The sequence below is a fragment of the Stenotrophomonas sp. Y6 genome (genome assembly GCF_022436665.1).
GTDB classification, from domain to species: domain Bacteria; phylum Pseudomonadota; class Gammaproteobacteria; order Xanthomonadales; family Xanthomonadaceae; genus Stenotrophomonas; species Stenotrophomonas acidaminiphila_A.
In genome coordinates this window covers 440372-456280 of record NZ_JAKUKB010000001.1, presented here as the reverse complement: position 1 = coordinate 456280, position 15909 = coordinate 440372, and the positions used below count along the sequence as shown (strand labels likewise).

The 15909-nt window shown below is 70.7% G+C and carries 15 protein-coding genes; 10 read left to right on the top strand and 5 right to left on the bottom strand.

From position 1 onward, the window contains the following. Nucleotides 1–219: 219 nt before the first annotated feature. A complete protein-coding gene (locus MKP15_RS02110; RefSeq protein WP_240211630.1) occupies nt 220–2286 on the bottom strand; it encodes a glycoside hydrolase family 97 protein in 2067 nt (688 codons plus the stop codon). Between the two features lie 197 nt (nt 2287–2483). On the opposite strand from MKP15_RS02110, the gene MKP15_RS02105 reads away from it, so the two are divergent. From MKP15_RS02105 to MKP15_RS02095, 3 genes are all read left to right on the top strand, one after another. Further along, nucleotides 2484–3965, top strand: a complete 1482-nt coding sequence (locus MKP15_RS02105) for an MFS transporter (protein ID WP_240211629.1) — start codon at nt 2484–2486, stop codon at nt 3963–3965. A 17-nt stretch (nt 3966–3982) separates the two neighbouring features. Beyond that, nucleotides 3983–5695, top strand: coding sequence for an alpha-amylase family glycosyl hydrolase (locus MKP15_RS02100; RefSeq protein WP_240211715.1), 1713 nt, complete (start codon nt 3983–3985; stop codon nt 5693–5695). Between the two features lie 94 nt (nt 5696–5789). Then, nucleotides 5790–6170 (top strand): SseB family protein, encoded by a 381-nt coding sequence (locus MKP15_RS02095; protein ID WP_240211628.1) that lies wholly within the window; start codon nt 5790–5792, stop codon nt 6168–6170. 70 nt (nt 6171–6240) lie between these two features. Here MKP15_RS02095 and MKP15_RS02090 read toward each other — a convergent pair whose 3' ends face one another. Then, complete coding sequence (locus MKP15_RS02090; RefSeq protein ID WP_161615060.1) at nt 6241–7269, bottom strand: LacI family DNA-binding transcriptional regulator; 1029 nt, start codon at nt 7267–7269, stop codon at nt 6241–6243. Between the two features lie 69 nt (nt 7270–7338). Next, a complete protein-coding gene (locus MKP15_RS02085; protein WP_240211627.1) occupies nt 7339–7683 on the bottom strand; it encodes a GIY-YIG nuclease family protein in 345 nt (114 codons plus the stop codon). A gap of 86 nt (nt 7684–7769) precedes the next feature. Between MKP15_RS02085 and MKP15_RS02080 the strand changes: the two genes are divergently transcribed. Beyond that, a complete protein-coding gene (locus tag MKP15_RS02080) occupies nt 7770–8363 on the top strand; it encodes a DUF2239 family protein (protein ID WP_240211626.1) in 594 nt (197 codons plus the stop codon). Nucleotides 8364–8498: 135 nt separating this feature from the next. Continuing rightward, nucleotides 8499–9035, top strand: coding sequence for a single-stranded DNA-binding protein (ssb, locus tag MKP15_RS02075; RefSeq protein WP_240211625.1), 537 nt, complete (start codon nt 8499–8501; stop codon nt 9033–9035). Between the two features lie 149 nt (nt 9036–9184). On the opposite strand, the gene arsH is transcribed toward ssb, so the two are convergent. After that, nucleotides 9185–9916, bottom strand: a complete 732-nt coding sequence (arsH, locus tag MKP15_RS02070; protein WP_275692437.1) for an arsenical resistance protein ArsH — start codon at nt 9914–9916, stop codon at nt 9185–9187. A gap of 17 nt (nt 9917–9933) precedes the next feature. Here arsH and MKP15_RS02065 point away from each other — a divergent pair, with 17 nt between their 5' ends. The 4 genes from MKP15_RS02065 (at nt 9934) to MKP15_RS02050 (ending at nt 13242) form a co-directional block, all read left to right on the top strand. Further along, entirely contained in the window at nt 9934–10266 is a 333-nt protein-coding gene (locus MKP15_RS02065) for a metalloregulator ArsR/SmtB family transcription factor (RefSeq protein ID WP_240211624.1), read from the top strand. Between the two features lie 54 nt (nt 10267–10320). Continuing rightward, the gene (locus MKP15_RS02060; protein ID WP_240211623.1) at nt 10321–10833 is read left to right on the top strand and encodes an arsenate reductase ArsC; all 513 of its coding nucleotides are present in this window, start codon (nt 10321–10323) and stop codon (nt 10831–10833) included. A 13-nt stretch (nt 10834–10846) separates the two neighbouring features. Then, nucleotides 10847–11878, top strand: a complete 1032-nt coding sequence (gene arsB, locus MKP15_RS02055) for an ACR3 family arsenite efflux transporter (protein WP_240211713.1) — start codon at nt 10847–10849, stop codon at nt 11876–11878. 203 nt (nt 11879–12081) lie between these two features. Next, nucleotides 12082–13242, top strand: coding sequence for a P1 family peptidase (locus MKP15_RS02050; RefSeq protein ID WP_240211622.1), 1161 nt, complete (start codon nt 12082–12084; stop codon nt 13240–13242). Between the two features lie 288 nt (nt 13243–13530). Here MKP15_RS02050 and MKP15_RS02045 read toward each other — a convergent pair whose 3' ends face one another. Then, nucleotides 13531–14631 carry a LuxR C-terminal-related transcriptional regulator gene (locus MKP15_RS02045; protein ID WP_240211621.1) on the bottom strand — a complete coding sequence of 367 codons (1101 nt, stop codon included), beginning with the start codon at nt 14629–14631 and terminating at the stop codon, nt 13531–13533. Nucleotides 14632–14876: 245 nt separating this feature from the next. Here MKP15_RS02045 and MKP15_RS02040 point away from each other — a divergent pair, with 245 nt between their 5' ends. Continuing rightward, on the top strand, nt 14877–15899 hold the full coding sequence (locus MKP15_RS02040; protein WP_161614102.1) for a DUF1611 domain-containing protein: 1023 nt from the start codon (nt 14877–14879) through the stop codon (nt 15897–15899). Nucleotides 15900–15909: the final 10 nt, after the last annotated feature.

The following is a 15909-nucleotide window of genomic DNA, read 5'->3' as shown; positions in this document are numbered from 1 at the left end:
GCCATGCATGGTAATCAGCGGGCAACGTCGTGGAATCGGCCTGCATACGTATTCAATGCGCCGACAAGCGGCGCGTCCGCCGGGATTGCGCATGACAACGATGGCAACGGCGCCACGAGGCGCCGTCGGCCATGCGCAGTCGCGGTAGGAGATGCCGGGCGTGCCCGGCATGAGGCGGCCGAACAGCCATGCCGCGCAGGCCCCGCACCCACGGCGCAATCAATCCAGCGGCACGAAGCGGATCGCGGTGCCGCCGCCGGGTGCGAGCTTCAGCACGATGCGGTCGCCGCTGCCGACCTCCCGGGTCTCGCGGGCGAAGGCGAAGGGCTGGTCGCGCCAGTTGGCGCCGTCGCCGTCGCGGTAGATCTCGGCGCGGTAGCGGCGGCCCGGCTCCAGGAACGACAACGGTGTATCCAGTTCGCGCGGCTGGTCGTCGCCGACGCTGCCCAGGAACCATTCGCCGCTGCCGCGCGCCCTGCGCGCGATGGTCGCGAACTGCCCGACTTCGCCGTCGAGCACATGGCTTTGCTCCCAGTCCACCGCCACGTCGCGGATGAACTGGAAGGCATCGGGATGCTGCGCGTAGTGTTCGGGCAGGTCGGCCACCATCTGGATCGGGCTGTACAGCACCACGTACAGCGCCAGCTGCTTGGCCAGGGTGCTGCGCAGCGGCAGGCCGTTGCGGCCCTTCAGGCTGACGATGCCCGGGGTGAAGTCCATCGGCCCGGCCAGCATGCGCGTGAACACCAGCGTGGCTTCGTGTTCCGGCGGGTTCGGCGGCGCGCCCCAGGCGTTGTACTCCATGCCGCGCGCGCCTTCGCGCGAGACCCAGTTGGGCCAGGTGCGGCGCAGGCCGGTGTCCTTGATCGGTTCGTGCGCGTTGACCGCGATGTGCCGCCGCGCCGCCTGCTGGACCACGCGCAGGTGGTGGTTGCTCATCCACTGGCCCTCGTGCCACTCGCGCACCACCGGGCCACCGGCGTGGTCCTGGCGCTGGATGTCGCCGGCGTCGCAGACGTAACCGGTCTTGACCACGTCCACGCCGTTGCGCGCGTACATCTCGAGCGCGGCCGGCAACTGCCGCTCGTAATGGCTGACCGCGCAGGCGGTCTCGTGGTGGCCGACCAGGTGCACGCCCTTGCCGGCGGCGTAGCTGGCCAGCCCCGGCAGGTCGAAATCGGCGGTGGCACGGGTGAAGTCGAAGCCCCAGCCGTTGGCGAACCAGTTGCCGTCCCAGCCGGGGTTCCAGCCTTCTACCAGCACCCCGCGGAAGCCGTTGGCGGCGGCGAAGTCGATGTAGCGCCGGGTGTTGGCGGTGGTGGCGCCGTGCCGGGGGCCGGTGGCCCAGGTCTCGGTCTCCAGGTGCAGCGACCACCACACGCCGACGTACTTGGCCGGCGTGAACCAGCTCACGTCGCCGATGGCATTGGGCTCGTTGAGGTTGAGCACCAGGCTGGATTCGGCCAGGTCGCCGGCGCGCTCGCCGACCTGGATCGTGCGCCACGGCGTACTGAACGGCAGCGCACGCACCACCGCGGCGTCGCCACTGCCGGGCGTGAGCGCGGCGCGCAGCACGTCGCCGTCGCCGCGGGCCAGGTTCATGCCCGCGTAGTCCAGCAGCGCGGCCTCGTGGATGGCCACATGCAGGCCGCTGTCATCGCGCAGGGTCAGCGGAGTCTGCGCGGTGCCGATCTCGCGCAGCGGGGTGTGGCGGTACAGGTATTCCTCGCGGTTCCATTCGAACGCCGGGATCCACCAGGCGCTCGCGGCGCGGGCGAGCGCGAACTCGGTCAGCTCGGCGCGGATGCGCGCCTCGCCCATCGCCGCCTGCCGCGGGAACTCGTAGCGGAAGCCGACGCCGTCGTCGTAGACGCGGAACACCACGTCGAAACGGCGCCCGGGATGGGCCGCGTCCACCGGCTTCTCGGCGAAGCGGGCGCGCAGTTCGTTGTAGTGGTTGCGGGTCAGGCGGCGCTCGCCCCACGGCTGCTCCCAGGTCTCGTCGAAACTGCGGCGCGACTGCCCGACCAGTTCGAGGTTGCGTTCCAGGCGCCCGTCGCCGAGCAGGAAGCCCAGCCGCGACGGGGCGATCACCGCCTGGCCCCGGCGTTCCACCCGGTAGGCGATGCGTCCTTCGTGCTGCGCTTCAAGGACGACGGCGAGCACGTCGCCGGGCGAGGCGATGCGCGCCAGGTCCGCCGCCCGGGCGACGGGCAGGCAGGCCAGCAGCAGGAGCAAGGCGAGGGTGATGCGGTGCGGGAACGGGCAGGGGCGTGGCAGGACCATGACGGGTATCGGCTCCGGAGCACGGGGGCGGCAGGCAGGTGCCACCACTATTCCAGTTGGTGCACAGCGTCATCGGCGGCAGCGGCATTGAATACGTATGCACCGGCGGTGCGCATCGCGCGGGCGGCCTCTACCATGGCCCGGCCGCCGTGGCGGCGTACATCGCATCCGTGATTCCCGGAGGGGGGAAGCGCTTGATGAAAAGCAAACCGCAGCTGTCGTTCTGGCAGATCTGGAACATGTGTTTCGGGTTCCTCGGCATCCAGTTCGGCTTCGCGCTGCAGAACGCCAATGCCAGCCGCATCTTCGAGACGCTGGGTGCGTCGATGGAGGCGGTGCCGGGGCTGTGGATCGCCGCGCCGCTGACCGGCCTGCTGGTGCAGCCGGTGGTGGGCTACCTGTCCGACCGCACCTGGACGCGCTGGGGCCGGCGGCGGCCGTTCTTCATGCTCGGTGCGGTGTTGACCACGCTGGCGCTGCTGGTGATGCCGAATTCGCCGACGCTGTGGATCGCCGCCGGCACGCTGTGGGTGCTGGATGCCTCGATCAACGTGTCGATGGAGCCGTTCCGCGCCTTCGTCGGTGACCAGCTGGCGCCGCGCCAGCGCCCGGCCGGCTATGCGATGCAGAGCTTCTTCATCGGCGTCGGCGCGATCATCGCCAGTCTGCTGCCGTATCTGCTGGCGCGCTGGGGCGTGGCCAACACCGCCGCGCCGCGCGAGGTGCCGGACACGGTGCGCTATGCGTTCTACTTCGGTGCGGTGGTGCTGCTGGCGGCGATCGCGTGGACGGTGTTCAGTACCCGCGAGTACCCGCCGGCGGAGCTGGCCGCGTTCGACGACGCCGAGCCGCCCGCCGCGCACCGGGTGGCCGCGCCCGGCGGCGCGCCGCCATGGGCGCAGGTCGCCACGTGGCTGCTGCTCGGTACCGCGCTCGCGCTGTTGATCGGCTGGCGCCAGGGCGACCGCATGCTGTACGTGCTGGCCGGCCTGTGCATCGCCTACGGCGTGCTGCTGGCGCTGGCGCGGCTGCTGCCCGGCACCCACATGCTGGCGGCCATCGTCGGCGACCTGCGCGCGATGCCGGCCACCATGCGGCGGCTGGCGTGGGTGCAGTTCTTCTCGTGGTTCGCGCTGTTCGCGATGTGGATCTACAGCACCGCGGCGGTGGCCGGCACCCATTTCGGTTCCACCGATCCGCAGTCGGCCGCCTACAACGAAGGCGCCAACTGGGTCGGCGTGCTGTTCGGCGCCTACAACGGCTTCGCCGCGCTGGCGGCGCTGGCCATCCCGGCCATGGTGCGGGTGCTGGGCCTGCGCTGGAGCCACCTGCTCAACCTGTGGCTGGGCGGCGCCGGGCTGGTGTCGCTGATGTTCATCGGCGACCCGAAGTGGCTGCTGCTGTCGATGGTCGGGGTCGGTTTCGCCTGGGCCTCGATCCTGTCGCTGCCGTACGCGCTGCTGTCCGACAGCGTGCCGGCGTCGAAGATGGGCGTGTACATGGGTATCTTCAATTTCTTCATCGTGATCCCGCAGCTGGTGGCCGCCAGCGCGCTCGGCTTCGCCCTGCGCACCTGGCTGGGCGGCATGCCGATGCACGTGCTGGTGCTGGGCGGCTGCAGCCTGTTCGTGGCCGGCCTGTGCGTGCTGCGGGTGCCGTCCCGTCCGGAGGTGGTGTGATGCGCGTGCGTCTGTCGATGGCCGGCCTGGCGCCGGCGCTTTCCCTTGCCCTGCTGGCCGGCGCCGCCGCGGCCGCACCGCGCCCGGACTACGTCGGCACCACCGAGCCGTTCGCCGGCGACGCGGTGTACTTCGTGATCACCGACCGCTTCGTCAATGGCGACCCGGCCAACGACCAGCGCGAGCAGGGCGGCGCGCACCCGACCTTCGACATCCCGGTGCATTGCGCGGACGGTATCGACGGCAACATCGGCTACCTCGGCGGCGATTTCCGCGGCGTGCTCGACAATGCGCGGTACATCCGCAACCTCGGCTTCGGCGCGGTGTGGATCACGCCGATCGTCGACAACCCCGACCAGGCGTTCACCGGCAGCCGCCCGGTCACCTGCAACAGCAGCCTGACCGACCGCGGCAAGACCGGCTACCACGGTTACTGGGGCATCAATTTCTACCGGCTGGACGAACACCTGCCCAGCGCGGACCTGGATTTTTCCGGCCTTACCCGCGGCCTGCACGATGCCGGCCTGAAGGTGGTGCTGGACATCGTCGGCAACCACGGCTCGCCGGCCTGGACCATGCCGGTGCTGCAGCCGCAGTTCGGCCAGATCTTCGACCGGGACGGAAAGCTGATTGCCGACCACCAGAACCTGCCGCCGCAGCAACTGGACCCGAAGCACAACCCGCTGCATGCCTTCTACAACGCCATCGGCCCGGTCGACGGCGAAAAGGGGTCGATCTTCGACGGCAACCTGGCCGAGCTGTCCGATTTCAACCAGGACAACCCGGCGGTGATGGACTACCTGGTCGGCGCCTACCTGCAGTGGACCGCGCAGGGCGTGGACGCGCTGCGCATCGACACCATCGGCTGGCTGCCGCACCGGTGGTGGCATGCGTTCGTGCAGCGCATCCGCGCCGCGCACCCGGGCATGTTCATGTTCGGCGAGGCCTTCGACTACGACGCCGCGCGCATCGCCGAACACACCTGGCCGGCCAACGCCAACGTCAGCGTGCTCGATTTCCCGCTGCGCGGCGCGCTGGCGGCGGTGTTCGGCAGGGAAGGCCAGGGCTACGAAACCCTGGCCGGACCGCTGCACCTGGACGGCGGCCCGTACGCCAACCCGTACGCGCTGATGACGTTCTACGACAACCACGACATGGCGCGGCTGGACGCCAGCGATGCCGGTTTCATCGACGCGCACAACTGGCTGTTCACTGCGCGCGGCATCCCGGTGCTCTATTACGGCTCGGAAACCGGCTTCATGCGCGGCCGCGCCGAACATGCCGGCAACCGCGCCTACTTCGGCCAGGAGCGTATCGACGCGGCGCCGCGCAGCCCCATCTTCGCCCCGCTGCAGCGCATTGCGCGCCTGCGCCAGGCTACCCCGGCGCTGCAGCGCGGCCTGCAGGTCAACGAACGCCTGCAGGGCGACCAGGCGGTGTTCTACCGCGTGCTGCAGCACGGCGGCACCGCGCAGACCGCACTGGTGCTGCTCAACAAGGGCGACACCGCGCAGGCCTTCGAAGTGCGCCGCTACCTGCAGGCCGGCACCTGGCGTGACGCGCTCGAGGGTGGCACGCAGGCGGTGCGCGACGTGCTGCGGGCGATGGTGCCGGCGCACGCGGTCAAGGTGTTCGTGCTCGACGCCGAGGTGCGGCAGCCGGCACTGCAGGCGCGGCTGGACGCGGCGATGGCCGACCAGGCCGCACGCGACGCGCGCCTGGCGCGCTGACACCGCGCGCGCGAACGTCGCCCCCGCCAGCGCACACGCCCTGGTCGATGGCGCCGCGGCGGTACAATTCCCGGCCCCCCCGATGCCGCACGCCATGGACACGCTTGCCCCGCAGAACCCGCTCGAAACGCTGCTCAAGGCCGCCATGGACGGGACGTTGCCGATCAGGGCGTTCATGCAGGCGTTCGTCGCCTCGGAGGTGGTGCTGCTCACCGGCAGCCTGGTCACCCCCGATGGCAGCGGCTTTGATCCGCTGCTGTTCGACAAGCAGGGCGTGCTGCACGTGGCGGTGTTCACCGACATGGCGCGGGTCGGCATCCATGCCCAGCAGGCGCCGCACACGCTGCGCTGGCTGATGCTGGACGTGCTGCGCCGGGTACCGGGCGGCTACGGCGTGGTGGTGAACCCGGGCACGCCGCTGGGCTTCGAAGTGGCGCCATCGGGCGTGGGCGAACTGCTGCGGGATTTCGGCTGACCCCATGCATGCGGGGCTGGCCCCGCCTCGGGCGTCAGCGGGAAAGCGCCATGCGCGGCAAGGCCCGCAGCTACATGCGCGAGGATTCGCGCACCGCCAGCCTGACCGCGATGCTCTGGCTGTCCACCGGCGCGCCGGCGATCAGCGCCAGCAGCTTCTCCACCAGAAGGTGCCCGGCCAGCTTGGTGTCCTGCTGCACCGTGGTCAGCGCCGGCGATACCGAGGCCGCCAGCGGAATGTCGTCGAAGCCGGTGACCGCCACGTCCTGCGGTATGCGCAGGCCGTGCTCGCGCAGCGCGCGCAGTGCGCCGATGGCGATCAGGTCGCTGGCCGCGCATACCGCGTCGAAACGCTGCCCGCCGGCCAGCAGCGCGGCGCAGGCGGCGTGGCCGGACTCCTCGGTGGTGATGGCGTCGTGCTGCAGGCCCGGCTCCGGTTCCAGGCCGCGCGCGCGCAGCGCCTGCGCATGGCCGCGGTAGCGTTCCTGGAATTCCGGGTAATGGCTGGAGGCGTGGCCGAGGAAGGCGATGCGGCGCCGGCCCTGGTCGAGCAGGTGCGCGGTGATGTCGAAGCCGCCCTGGAAGTTGTCGCTGCCCACCGATACCCCGGGCTGGCCGGGCAGGGCCGCGCCCCAGCGCACGAAATGGGTGCCCTGTTCGACCAGGCGCCGCAGCCGTTCGACCGATTGGTGGTAGTCGCCATAGCCGAGCAGGATGATGCCGTCGGCCTTGTTGCTGTCCTCGAAATCGGCGTGCCAGTCGCTGGACAGCTGCTGGAACGACACCAGCAGGTCCTGTCCCTTCAACGCGCAGGCGCGGGTGATCGAGCCCAGCATCGAGTGGAAGAACGGGTTGATCAGCGAGTCGTCCGGGGTCGGGTCCTCGAAGAACAGCAGTGCCAGCGTGCCGGACTGCTGGCAGCGCAGGCTGGACGCGTTCTTGTCCACCTTGTAGTTGAGCTGGCGGGCGATCTCCAGGATGCGCCGGCGGGTGTCGGCGTTGACCATCGGGCTGCCGCGCAGGGCGCGCGACACGGTCGGTTGCGAAACGCCGGCCATGTGCGCGATATCCAGTGACGTGGCTTTGCCCTTGATGACCATCATGACCGGCAAGGTGAAGGTGCCGGCCATCATGCCACGTGGCGGCGGCAACCGTGCCGCCGCCACGGATCAACGCAGCGCCGTGGCGCCGGTCCGCCGGCAGACCTCGGCCAACGCGTCCTGCAGCCGCCGCGCGCGTTCGAAGTCGTGCAGGTCGGGGTCGTGTTCCAGCACGTGCGCGTCGTGCCACTGGAACGCTTCGGCGCCGTGCAGGTTCCAGGCCTGCTGCAGGCGCCGGTGCGGGTGGTTGCCCAGGCGCAGGGTGAACAACAGCCGGTTGCCGATGGTGGACAGGTCGTTGGCCGGTCCGGCCCAGCTTTCGCCGCTGGCGGTGCAGCGCACGTGGTAGATGCCGCTGCGGGTCGCGCGGCGTTTGTAGTCGGCGATCTGCTGCCGGCGCTGGTGCCTGTCCATGGGGGCTGGGGTCTGGCGGGAGGCCTTATATTGCCCGGGTAAAAATGAAATGGCAATATTACCCGGGTCAAATATGGAGCCATTGCATGAACGATCCCCTGAAGGCGCCCCACGCCCTGTTCGACGGCGGCCGGCTGCTGGTCCGCGGCGCGCTGCGCGACGTGGCGCGGGAGGCTGCCGCGCGCGCGGGCACTGGTGCGCACGGGCGCCCGCTGCTGGTGCTGGACGACCGCACCGGGCAGAGCGTGGACCTGGACCTGCGCGGTGATGCCGCGCAGGTGCTGGAACGGCTGCGCGTGCGCTTCGCGGTTGCGGACGCGAGCGGAAAACCCACGCCCAGGGAGCGCGGGCGCCCGCGGCTGGGCGTGGTGGCGCGCGAAGTCACCCTGCTGCCGCGCCACTGGGAATGGCTGGCGGCGCAGCCCGGCGGGGCCTCGGCGGCCCTGCGCCGGCTGGTCGAGCAGGCGCGCCGGGAGGACGAGGGGGCGGGCGACCTGCGCCAGCGCCGCGAGGCGCAGTACCAGGCGATGCGGGTGCTGGCCGGGGACCTGCCAGGCTTCGAGGAGGCCAGCCGCGCGCTGTTCGCGGGCGACACCGCCGCCCTTGCCATGCACTTCCGGCAATGGCCCGCCGATGTAGGCAACTACCTAGCCAGCCTGTCGGTGCACGACGCCGGCTGAGCCGGCAGGGTGGGCGGGAACGGGATGGGTTGCTACCATCCCATGTCCCGTTCCGTCCCGGCACCTGCACCGGGACCCACGGATGCCGGCTGCAGCCGGCACATACCCCGGCACACAACGCAAAGAGCGAATCCCATGGCCCGCGGCATCAACAAAGTCATCCTGGTCGGCAACCTCGGCAACGACCCGGACGTGAAGTACACCCAGAGCGGCATGGCCGTGACCCGCATCAGCCTGGCCACCACCAGCGTGCGCAAGGACCGCGACGGCAACAACCAGGAACGCACCGAATGGCACCGCGTGGTGTTCTTCGGCAAGCTCGGCGAGATCGCCGGCGAGTACCTGCGCAAGGGCTCGCAGGTCTACGTCGAAGGCGAGATCCGCTACGACAAGTTCACCGGGCAGGACGGCGTGGAGAAGTACACCACCGACATCGTCGCCAACGAGATGCAGATGCTCGGCGGCCGTGGCGAGGGTGGCGGCGGTGGTGGCGGTTACGGCGGCGGTGAACGCCCGCAGCGCCAGTCGGGCCCGCGCCCGCAGGGCGGTGGCTATGGCAACCAGGACCAGGGCGGCGGCGGTTACGGCCAGCGCCCGCAGCGGCAGGCGCCCGCGCAGCAGCCGGCCCCGCCGCCGATGGACGACTTCGCCGACGACGATATTCCGTTTTGATGCCGCGGCGGTAGATCGCCCGGTACTCCTGGAAAAGCCCTCGCTGCCGAGGGCTTTTTCTTTTTCACCTGCCCTGTGCCGCGCGCTGCGGCGCGGCGCGATACGCGGGGGAGATGGTCGGCGCGCCGCCGGAGCGCGGCGTCATCCCGTCATTCCGTCACCGCGGCCGCCTGCGCGATGCGTCGCGCTTCCTCCGCGCCCTTGCGCTCGCTGTAGCGGTCCACCAGATGCTCGCCGTGGCCGCGCACCAGCAGGGTGAACTTCATCCGTTCCTCCATCACGTCCACCACCCGGTCGTAGTACGGCGAGGGCTTCATGCGGCCGTCGTCGTCGAACTCCTGCCAGGCCTTGGCCACCGAGGACTGGTTGGGGATGGTGAGCATGCGCATCCAGCGGCCCAGCACGCGCAGGGTGTTGACCACGTTGAACGACTGCGAGCCGCCACTGACCTGCATCACCGCCAGGGTCTTGCCCTGGGTCGGCCGCACGCTGCCGTCTTCCAGCGGCAGCCAGTCGATCTGGTTCTTGAACACGCCGGTGATTGTGCCGTGGCGCTCGGGCGACACCCAGACCTGGCCTTCGGACCACTGCGACCACTGGCGCAGTTGCTGCACCTTCGGATGCTGTTTGTCCACGCTGTCCAGCATGGGCAGGTCGTGCGGATCGAACACCCGGGTCTCGGCACCGAGGTACTGCAGGATGCGCTCGGCTTCCCGTGCCAGCTTGCGGCTGAACGACTGCGGCCGCAGCGAGCCGTACAGCAACAGGATGCGGGGCCGATGCCGGTCGTCGGAACCCGCGGGTTCGTGCATGGGCGCGGGAAGCAGGCCGGCATCCAGATGGGTGGGGAGGTCGAAGGAGGATTGTTTGGGCTTAATCATTCGATTATTCTAGAAAAATGGAAACGAATGATGCAATCGCTGCCCTGACCGCGCTGGGACATGCGACCCGGCTGGCGGCCTTCCGTCTGCTGGTCGAGGCCGGCCCCGATGGACGCGTGGCCGGCGACATCGGCGAGGCGCTGGGTGTTCCCGGTGCAACGTTGTCCTTCCACCTGAAGGAACTGGTGCTTGCCGGCCTGGTGGTGAGCGAAAGCCAGGGCCGATACGTCTACTACCGCGCCAACTTCCAGGCGATGAACGGCCTGATCCAGTACCTCACCCACAACTGCTGTGCCGGTTCGCCCGGTGCCGCATGCGCGCCGGCGAACGCGCCGGCCTGCGCCTGCTGAGCGCGCGGCCGGTCACCACCGCGCCCTGTCTTTCCCCACACGACACCCCCGCCCATGACCCACAACGTGCTTTTCCTGTGTACCGGCAACAGTGCCCGCAGCGTCCTGGCCGAAGCCACGCTGCGGGCGTGGGCCGGGGACCGTTTCATGGCATTCAGCGCCGGCAGCAAGCCCACTGGCACGGTGAACCCGTTCGCGCTGGCCCAGCTGCGGGCCGAGGGAATTGCCACTGCCGGGCTGCGCAGCAAGTCCTGGGACGAATTCACCATGGCGGACGCGCCGCGCATGGACCTGGTGGTGACCGTGTGCGACGCGGCCGCGGCGGAGACCTGCCCGGTGGTGTTCGGCGATTTCCTGCGCACCCATTGGGGGTTGCCCGACCCGGCCGCGGCCGATGGCAGCGATGACCACAAGCGTGCCGCGTTCAAGCAGGCCCACCGTGTCATCCAGGCCCGGCTGAAGGCCTTGCTCGCACTTCCGGCTGCGCTCTGGCGCGACCGTGCCGGGCTACAGGCCGCGCTCGACGGCATCGGCGCGATTGGCGCCGGGGACGAAGCCAGTGAGTGACGCTGCGCCACGCATGGGGTTCTTCGAGCGCTACCTGACCCTGTGGGTGGCGCTCTGCATCGTGGTGGGCACGTTGCTGGGCCACCAGTTGCCTTCCGTGTTCGTGCGCCTGGGCAGCATCGAATGGGCGCAGGTGAACCTGCCGGTGGCCGCGCTCATCTGGGTGATGATCGTGCCCATGCTGATGAAGGTGGATTTCGGCGCGCTGCGCCAGGTCGGCCGGCACTGGCGCGGTATCGGCACCACGCTGTTCATCAACTGGGCGGTGAAGCCGTTTTCGATGGCCCTGCTGGGCTGGTTGTTCCTGCGCCACGTGTTCGGACCGTGGTTGCCGGCCGACCAGGTGGACTCCTACATCGCCGGCCTGATCCTGCTGGCGGCCGCGCCGTGCACCGCGATGGTGTTCGTGTGGAGCAACCTGTGCCGCGGCGACGCGGCGTTCACCCTCAGCCAGGTGGCCTTGAACGACGCGATCATGGTGGTGGCGTTCGCGCCGCTGGTCGCGCTGTTGCTCGGCATTTCCTCGATCACCGTGCCATGGGCCACGCTGGCCATCTCGGTGGGGCTGTACATCGTGGTGCCGGTGATCATCGCCACGTGCCTGCGTGCCTGGGTGATGCGCAAGTGCGGACAGGCCCGGCTCGACCGCTGGCTGGCCCGGCTCGGCCCGCTGTCGCTGGCGGCGCTGCTGCTGATGCTGGTGCTGCTGTTCGGCTTCCAGGGCCGGCAGATCCTGGCGCAGCCGCTGGTCATCGCGATGCTGGCGGTGCCCATCCTGATCCAGGTCTACTTCAATTCGGGGCTGGCGTACCTGCTGAACCGCAAGCTGGGCGTGGCCCATTGCGTGGCCGGTCCGTCGGCGCTGATCGGCGCCAGCAACTTCTTCGAACTGGCGGTGGCCACCGCGGTGAGCGTGTTCGGCGTGCATTCGGGGGCGGCGCTGGCAACAGTGGTCGGCGTGCTGATCGAGGTGCCGGTGATGCTGTCGGTGGTCCACATCGTCAACCGGTCGCGGGGCTGGTACGAACGACCGGCCGCGCACTGAGGCGCGGCCCAGGCCGTGGCCCGGGGCGCGCGCCGCCGCGCCCAGAATGGGGATTTCCCCCGATGCGCCGGCCCCGTTCCGGCGCCAGCATCACAGGCGTCGTGGCCGCCGGAGCGGGCCGCGGCCGGGACGCGTGACCGCAGCCGCAGGGCTTGCTGTACCGTGCCGCCATGTCCCCGTGTCCTGCTGGAGATAGTCGAATGATGAAGCGCTGGTCCCTCCTGCTGCTCGCCCTGGCCGCCGCCGGCGCCACATCCGCCACGCCCGCCGCCGAACAGCGGCCGCGTGCGCGCGAGGCGGGCGTGGTCATCGGCACGCTGCCGGTCGGGCCGCGCAACGCGATCACCGACGTGGCCGGTGTCGGCGTCGGCCATGCCACGCTGCGCGAGGGCACGCGCCTGCACACCGGGGTCACCGCGATCCTGCCGCACGCCGGCAACCCGTACCGGCAGCGGGTGCCGGCGGCGATCGTGGTCGGCAACGGCTACGGCAAGCTGGCCGGCATCACCCAGGTGCAGGAACTGGGCGAACTGGAAACCCCGATCCTGCTGACCGGCACGCTGAGCACCTGGAAGGTCGCCGACGCGGCGGTGGACTGGCTGCTGCGCCAGCCGGGCATGGAGCAGGTGCGCTCGATCAACCCGGTGGTGGGCGAAACCAACGATGGTTACCTCAGCGACATCCGCGCGCGCCCGCTGACCCCGGCGCTGGTGGAGCGCGCGCTGACCACGGTGTCGCGTGCCGAGGTCGAGGAGGGCGATGTCGGCGCCGGCGCCGGCACGGTCGCGTTCGGCTGGAAGGGCGGCATCGGCACCAGTTCGCGGCGGCTGCCCGCGGCCGATGGCGGTTACACGGTCGGGGTGCTGGTGCAGAGCAATTTCGGCGGCGAACTCACCATTGCCGGGGTGCCGGTGTGGAAGGTTCTGCCGGATCCGGCGGCGCATGCGCGCAGTTTGGCGGTGCCGCCGCCGAGCACCGGCGACGGCAGCATCATGATGGTGGTGGCCACCGATGCCCCGCTGGACGCGGCGCAGCTGCAGCGGCTGGCGAAGCGGGCGCTGGTCGGGCTGGCGCGCACCGGCTCGGTCATGTCCAACGGCTCGGGCGATTACGTCATCGCGTTCTCGACCGCCAGCGAGAACCTGCGCGACCCTGAGGTGGCGGTGCAGCCGGCGCGCAGCGTGGCCGGCGAAGCCATGTCGCCGCTGTTCCAGGCCGCCGCCGAGGCGACCGAGGAAGCCATCGTCAACTCGCTGTTCCGCGCGCACACCGTGCACGGGCACCGCGGCACCGCCGCGGCGCTGCCGCTGGCGCCGGTGCTGGAAGCGGTAAGACGCGCGCAGGCGGCAGCGGTGCCGCGCTGAAGTGTGCGCCGGGGCCCGCCGCGGCATGCGGCGGCGGGTGGTCGCGACGGTGCCGCCGCCACCGCGGTCACGCTGACCAGACAGCCCTGCCTGTCCGTTGAATGGCGTCATCCCGCCGCCGGCACGGCGCCAGTGGTCCGGCGATGCGCACCGCGCGCGCCGGGTCCGTCGAGGCCGGTCGGGGGTGGTGATCGCGCCATGCGCCGGGCGCGCGCGGAGTGCGCCTGGCCCAGGCGCGGGTTGTTCAGCCCGTCGGCCGCGGCTCGAACGGCCGCATGCGTCGGCGGCTCAGTTCAGCAGCCGCGCCAACTGCGTGCGGTTGCTCACGTTCAACTTGCGGAAGATCGAGCTGATCTGCGATTCGATGGTCTTGCGCGAACGGCACAGGCGCTCGGCGATGGCGTCGTTGCGCAGCCCCGAGGCAACCAGCCCGGCGACCTTGCGCTCGCTCGGCGACAGGCACGTGAGCAGGGGCAGGCTGCGCGCGGCAGCGGCGTCGTCGCCCTCGCCATCGGCGGCCAGGATCAGCAGGTGCTGGGCGTGGCGGAATGAATTGCCGGGCGCCGAACTGATCTCCACGCGCAGGGACTGCGTCGGGTGCTGCGGATGCGCCACGGTGAAAGTGGCGCGCTGGCCGGCTGCCGCCGCCGTGCCGGCGGCGCCCTCCATCCAGCGCCGCAGCGGCAGTTCGATCGCACGCGGCAGGCAACCGTCGCGTTCCGTATCGGTGCTCCAGCGCCGGCAGATGCGCTTGGCCTCGCGCGACATGTACGACGGCACCAGGTTGCCGTCCACCAGCAACGCGGCCAGCGGCAGCGCGTACAGCAGGTCCTCCACGGCCTTGTGCCGCAGCCGGTCGGATTCGAGCATGCGTACCCGCTGCAGGCTGGCGTCCAGCAACGGATACAGCTCGGCCAGGAATGCCAGCTCGGCGTCGGACAGCTCGGTATGGGCGGTGAGGATGCGGATGCTCAGTACCGCCTCCAGCCGGGTGCCGTCCCAGAACGCCAGGTGGATGAACTCGCGCCAGCCCGGCGCCGGGTTCTGCGCCTTGAGTCGTTCCGGCGCCAGCGCGTCCTGCGAGGCGATCTGCGAGAACGTGTACCAGCGGATCCGCGGATTGGCGTCCAGGTAGGGCGCGGCGACTTCCAGGCTGGTCACCAGGCGCGCCCCGTCGTCGCCGGCGGTGGCCAGGTGATGCCGGCCCTGCAGCGGCTGGTAGCCGTCGATGTCGAACAGCAGGCTGCACGAATGGCACGGCAGGGCGGCGTTGATCAGTGTCGCGCATGCCTGCCACAGCGACGCCATGTCCAGCGCCTTCACCAGCGCCGCGCGCGCGGACGCCAGGCCATCGGCGCGCGCGCAGGGTGGGGCATCGAGCATCAGCATGGCGTCTCCGGAAGGGCGCGGGCGGCGCGCGGCATCGTGGCTATGTAGCAGTGGCCCGTAGCGCTGGCAAGCGCCGCGCGCCGGCCGCGGCCGGCCGTGGCAGCTGGCCGGGAATATGCGGGTTTTTCCCGATTCGGGGCGTTCCCCGGTATGGTCGAATGGCGACGATCAGTTCCGGCCCGGGCAAAGGTGGCGACCATGCATTACACGAACGAACGGCAACAGGTGGGAAGCGAGGCCAGGCCATGAGCGCGGCCGCCGGCAGGGTGATCCTGCACATGCCCTACCTGTTGTTCCTGGGCGAGGAAACCAACCCGCTGAAGGCCAAGACCGCCTTCGGCCTGCGCGACTGGAGCGCACCGGACTGCATCGGCCAGACGCGGTTGCCCGGCGGCACCATCGACCTCGGCCTGGCGGAGCTGGACCCGGCCGCCGCGGCCGCGGCCGGCGCACGCTCGCTGGTGATCGGCGTGACCCCGGTCGGCGGGCGCATTCCCGCGCATTGGAGCCCGCTGTTGATCGCCGCGGTGGAGGCGGGCCTGGACATCGTCAGCGGCCTGCACACGCCGCTGGAATCGGTGCCCGGCCTGGCACAGGCGGCGCTGCGTTCGGGCGTGCGCCTGGTGGACGTGCGCCGGCCGCCGGACAACCTGCCGCGCGCCACCGGCAAGCGGCGCAGCGGCAAGCGCGTGGCCATGGTCGGTACCGACTGCGCGCTGGGCAAGAAATACACCGCGCTGGCGCTGGCGCGGGCGATGCGCGGGCAGGGCATCGATGCCGATTTCCGCGCCACCGGCCAGACCGGCATCATGATCGCCGGCGCCGGCATCGCGGTGGACGCGGTGATCGCCGATTTCATCGCCGGCGCGGCCGAGTGCATTTCGCCCGACGCCGCGCCCGACCACTGGGACCTGATCGAAGGCCAGGGCTCGCTGTTCCACCCGGCCTATGCCGGGGTGACCCTGGGCCTGCTGCACGGTTCGCAGGCCGACGGCCTGGTGCTGTGCCACGACCCGCTGCGCACGCACCTGGTCAGCTGGCCGGATTACCCGGTGCCGGGGCTGGCGGTGGCGCGCGACCTGTACCTGCAGGCCGCGCGCCTGACCAACCCCGCTGCGCGCCTGGTCGGGGTGAGCCTGAATACCTCGGCGCTGGATGCCGCCGCTGCGCAGGAGGCCCTGGCGCGTGCCGAGCGCGAGCTGGGCGTGCCCGCTTTCGACCCGATGCGCAGCGACCTGGACCGGGTGCTCGCCTCGATCATGGGTTGAGGGCATGGCC

Bases quoted from the DNA above. Each gene is read 5' to 3' on its own strand.
- MKP15_RS02050 (WP_240211622.1), top strand. From the start codon at position 12,082: ATGAAGCGCTGGTCCCTCCTGCTGCTCGCCCTGGCCGCCGCCGGCGCC.
- MKP15_RS02080 (WP_240211626.1), top strand. From the start codon at position 7,770: ATGAACGATCCCCTGAAGGCGCCCCACGCCCTGTTCGACGGCGGCCGG.
- MKP15_RS02110 (WP_240211630.1), bottom strand. From the start codon at position 2,286: ATGGTCCTGCCACGCCCCTGCCCGTTCCCGCACCGCATCACCCTCGCC.
- MKP15_RS02040 (WP_161614102.1), top strand. From the start codon at position 14,877: ATGAGCGCGGCCGCCGGCAGGGTGATCCTGCACATGCCCTACCTGTTG.
- arsH (WP_275692437.1), bottom strand. From the start codon at position 9,916: ATGATTAAGCCCAAACAATCCTCCTTCGACCTCCCCACCCATCTGGAT.
- MKP15_RS02095 (WP_240211628.1), top strand. From the start codon at position 5,790: ATGGACACGCTTGCCCCGCAGAACCCGCTCGAAACGCTGCTCAAGGCC.
- arsB (WP_240211713.1), top strand. From the start codon at position 10,847: ATGGGGTTCTTCGAGCGCTACCTGACCCTGTGGGTGGCGCTCTGCATC.
- MKP15_RS02045 (WP_240211621.1), bottom strand. From the start codon at position 14,631: ATGCTGATGCTCGATGCCCCACCCTGCGCGCGCGCCGATGGCCTGGCG.
- MKP15_RS02100 (WP_240211715.1), top strand. From the start codon at position 3,983: ATGGCCGGCCTGGCGCCGGCGCTTTCCCTTGCCCTGCTGGCCGGCGCC.
- MKP15_RS02085 (WP_240211627.1), bottom strand. From the start codon at position 7,683: ATGGACAGGCACCAGCGCCGGCAGCAGATCGCCGACTACAAACGCCGC.
- MKP15_RS02065 (WP_240211624.1), top strand. From the start codon at position 9,934: ATGGAAACGAATGATGCAATCGCTGCCCTGACCGCGCTGGGACATGCG.
- MKP15_RS02090 (WP_161615060.1), bottom strand. From the start codon at position 7,269: ATGGTCATCAAGGGCAAAGCCACGTCACTGGATATCGCGCACATGGCC.
- MKP15_RS02060 (WP_240211623.1), top strand. From the start codon at position 10,321: ATGACCCACAACGTGCTTTTCCTGTGTACCGGCAACAGTGCCCGCAGC.
- ssb (WP_240211625.1), top strand. From the start codon at position 8,499: ATGGCCCGCGGCATCAACAAAGTCATCCTGGTCGGCAACCTCGGCAAC.
- MKP15_RS02105 (WP_240211629.1), top strand. From the start codon at position 2,484: ATGAAAAGCAAACCGCAGCTGTCGTTCTGGCAGATCTGGAACATGTGT.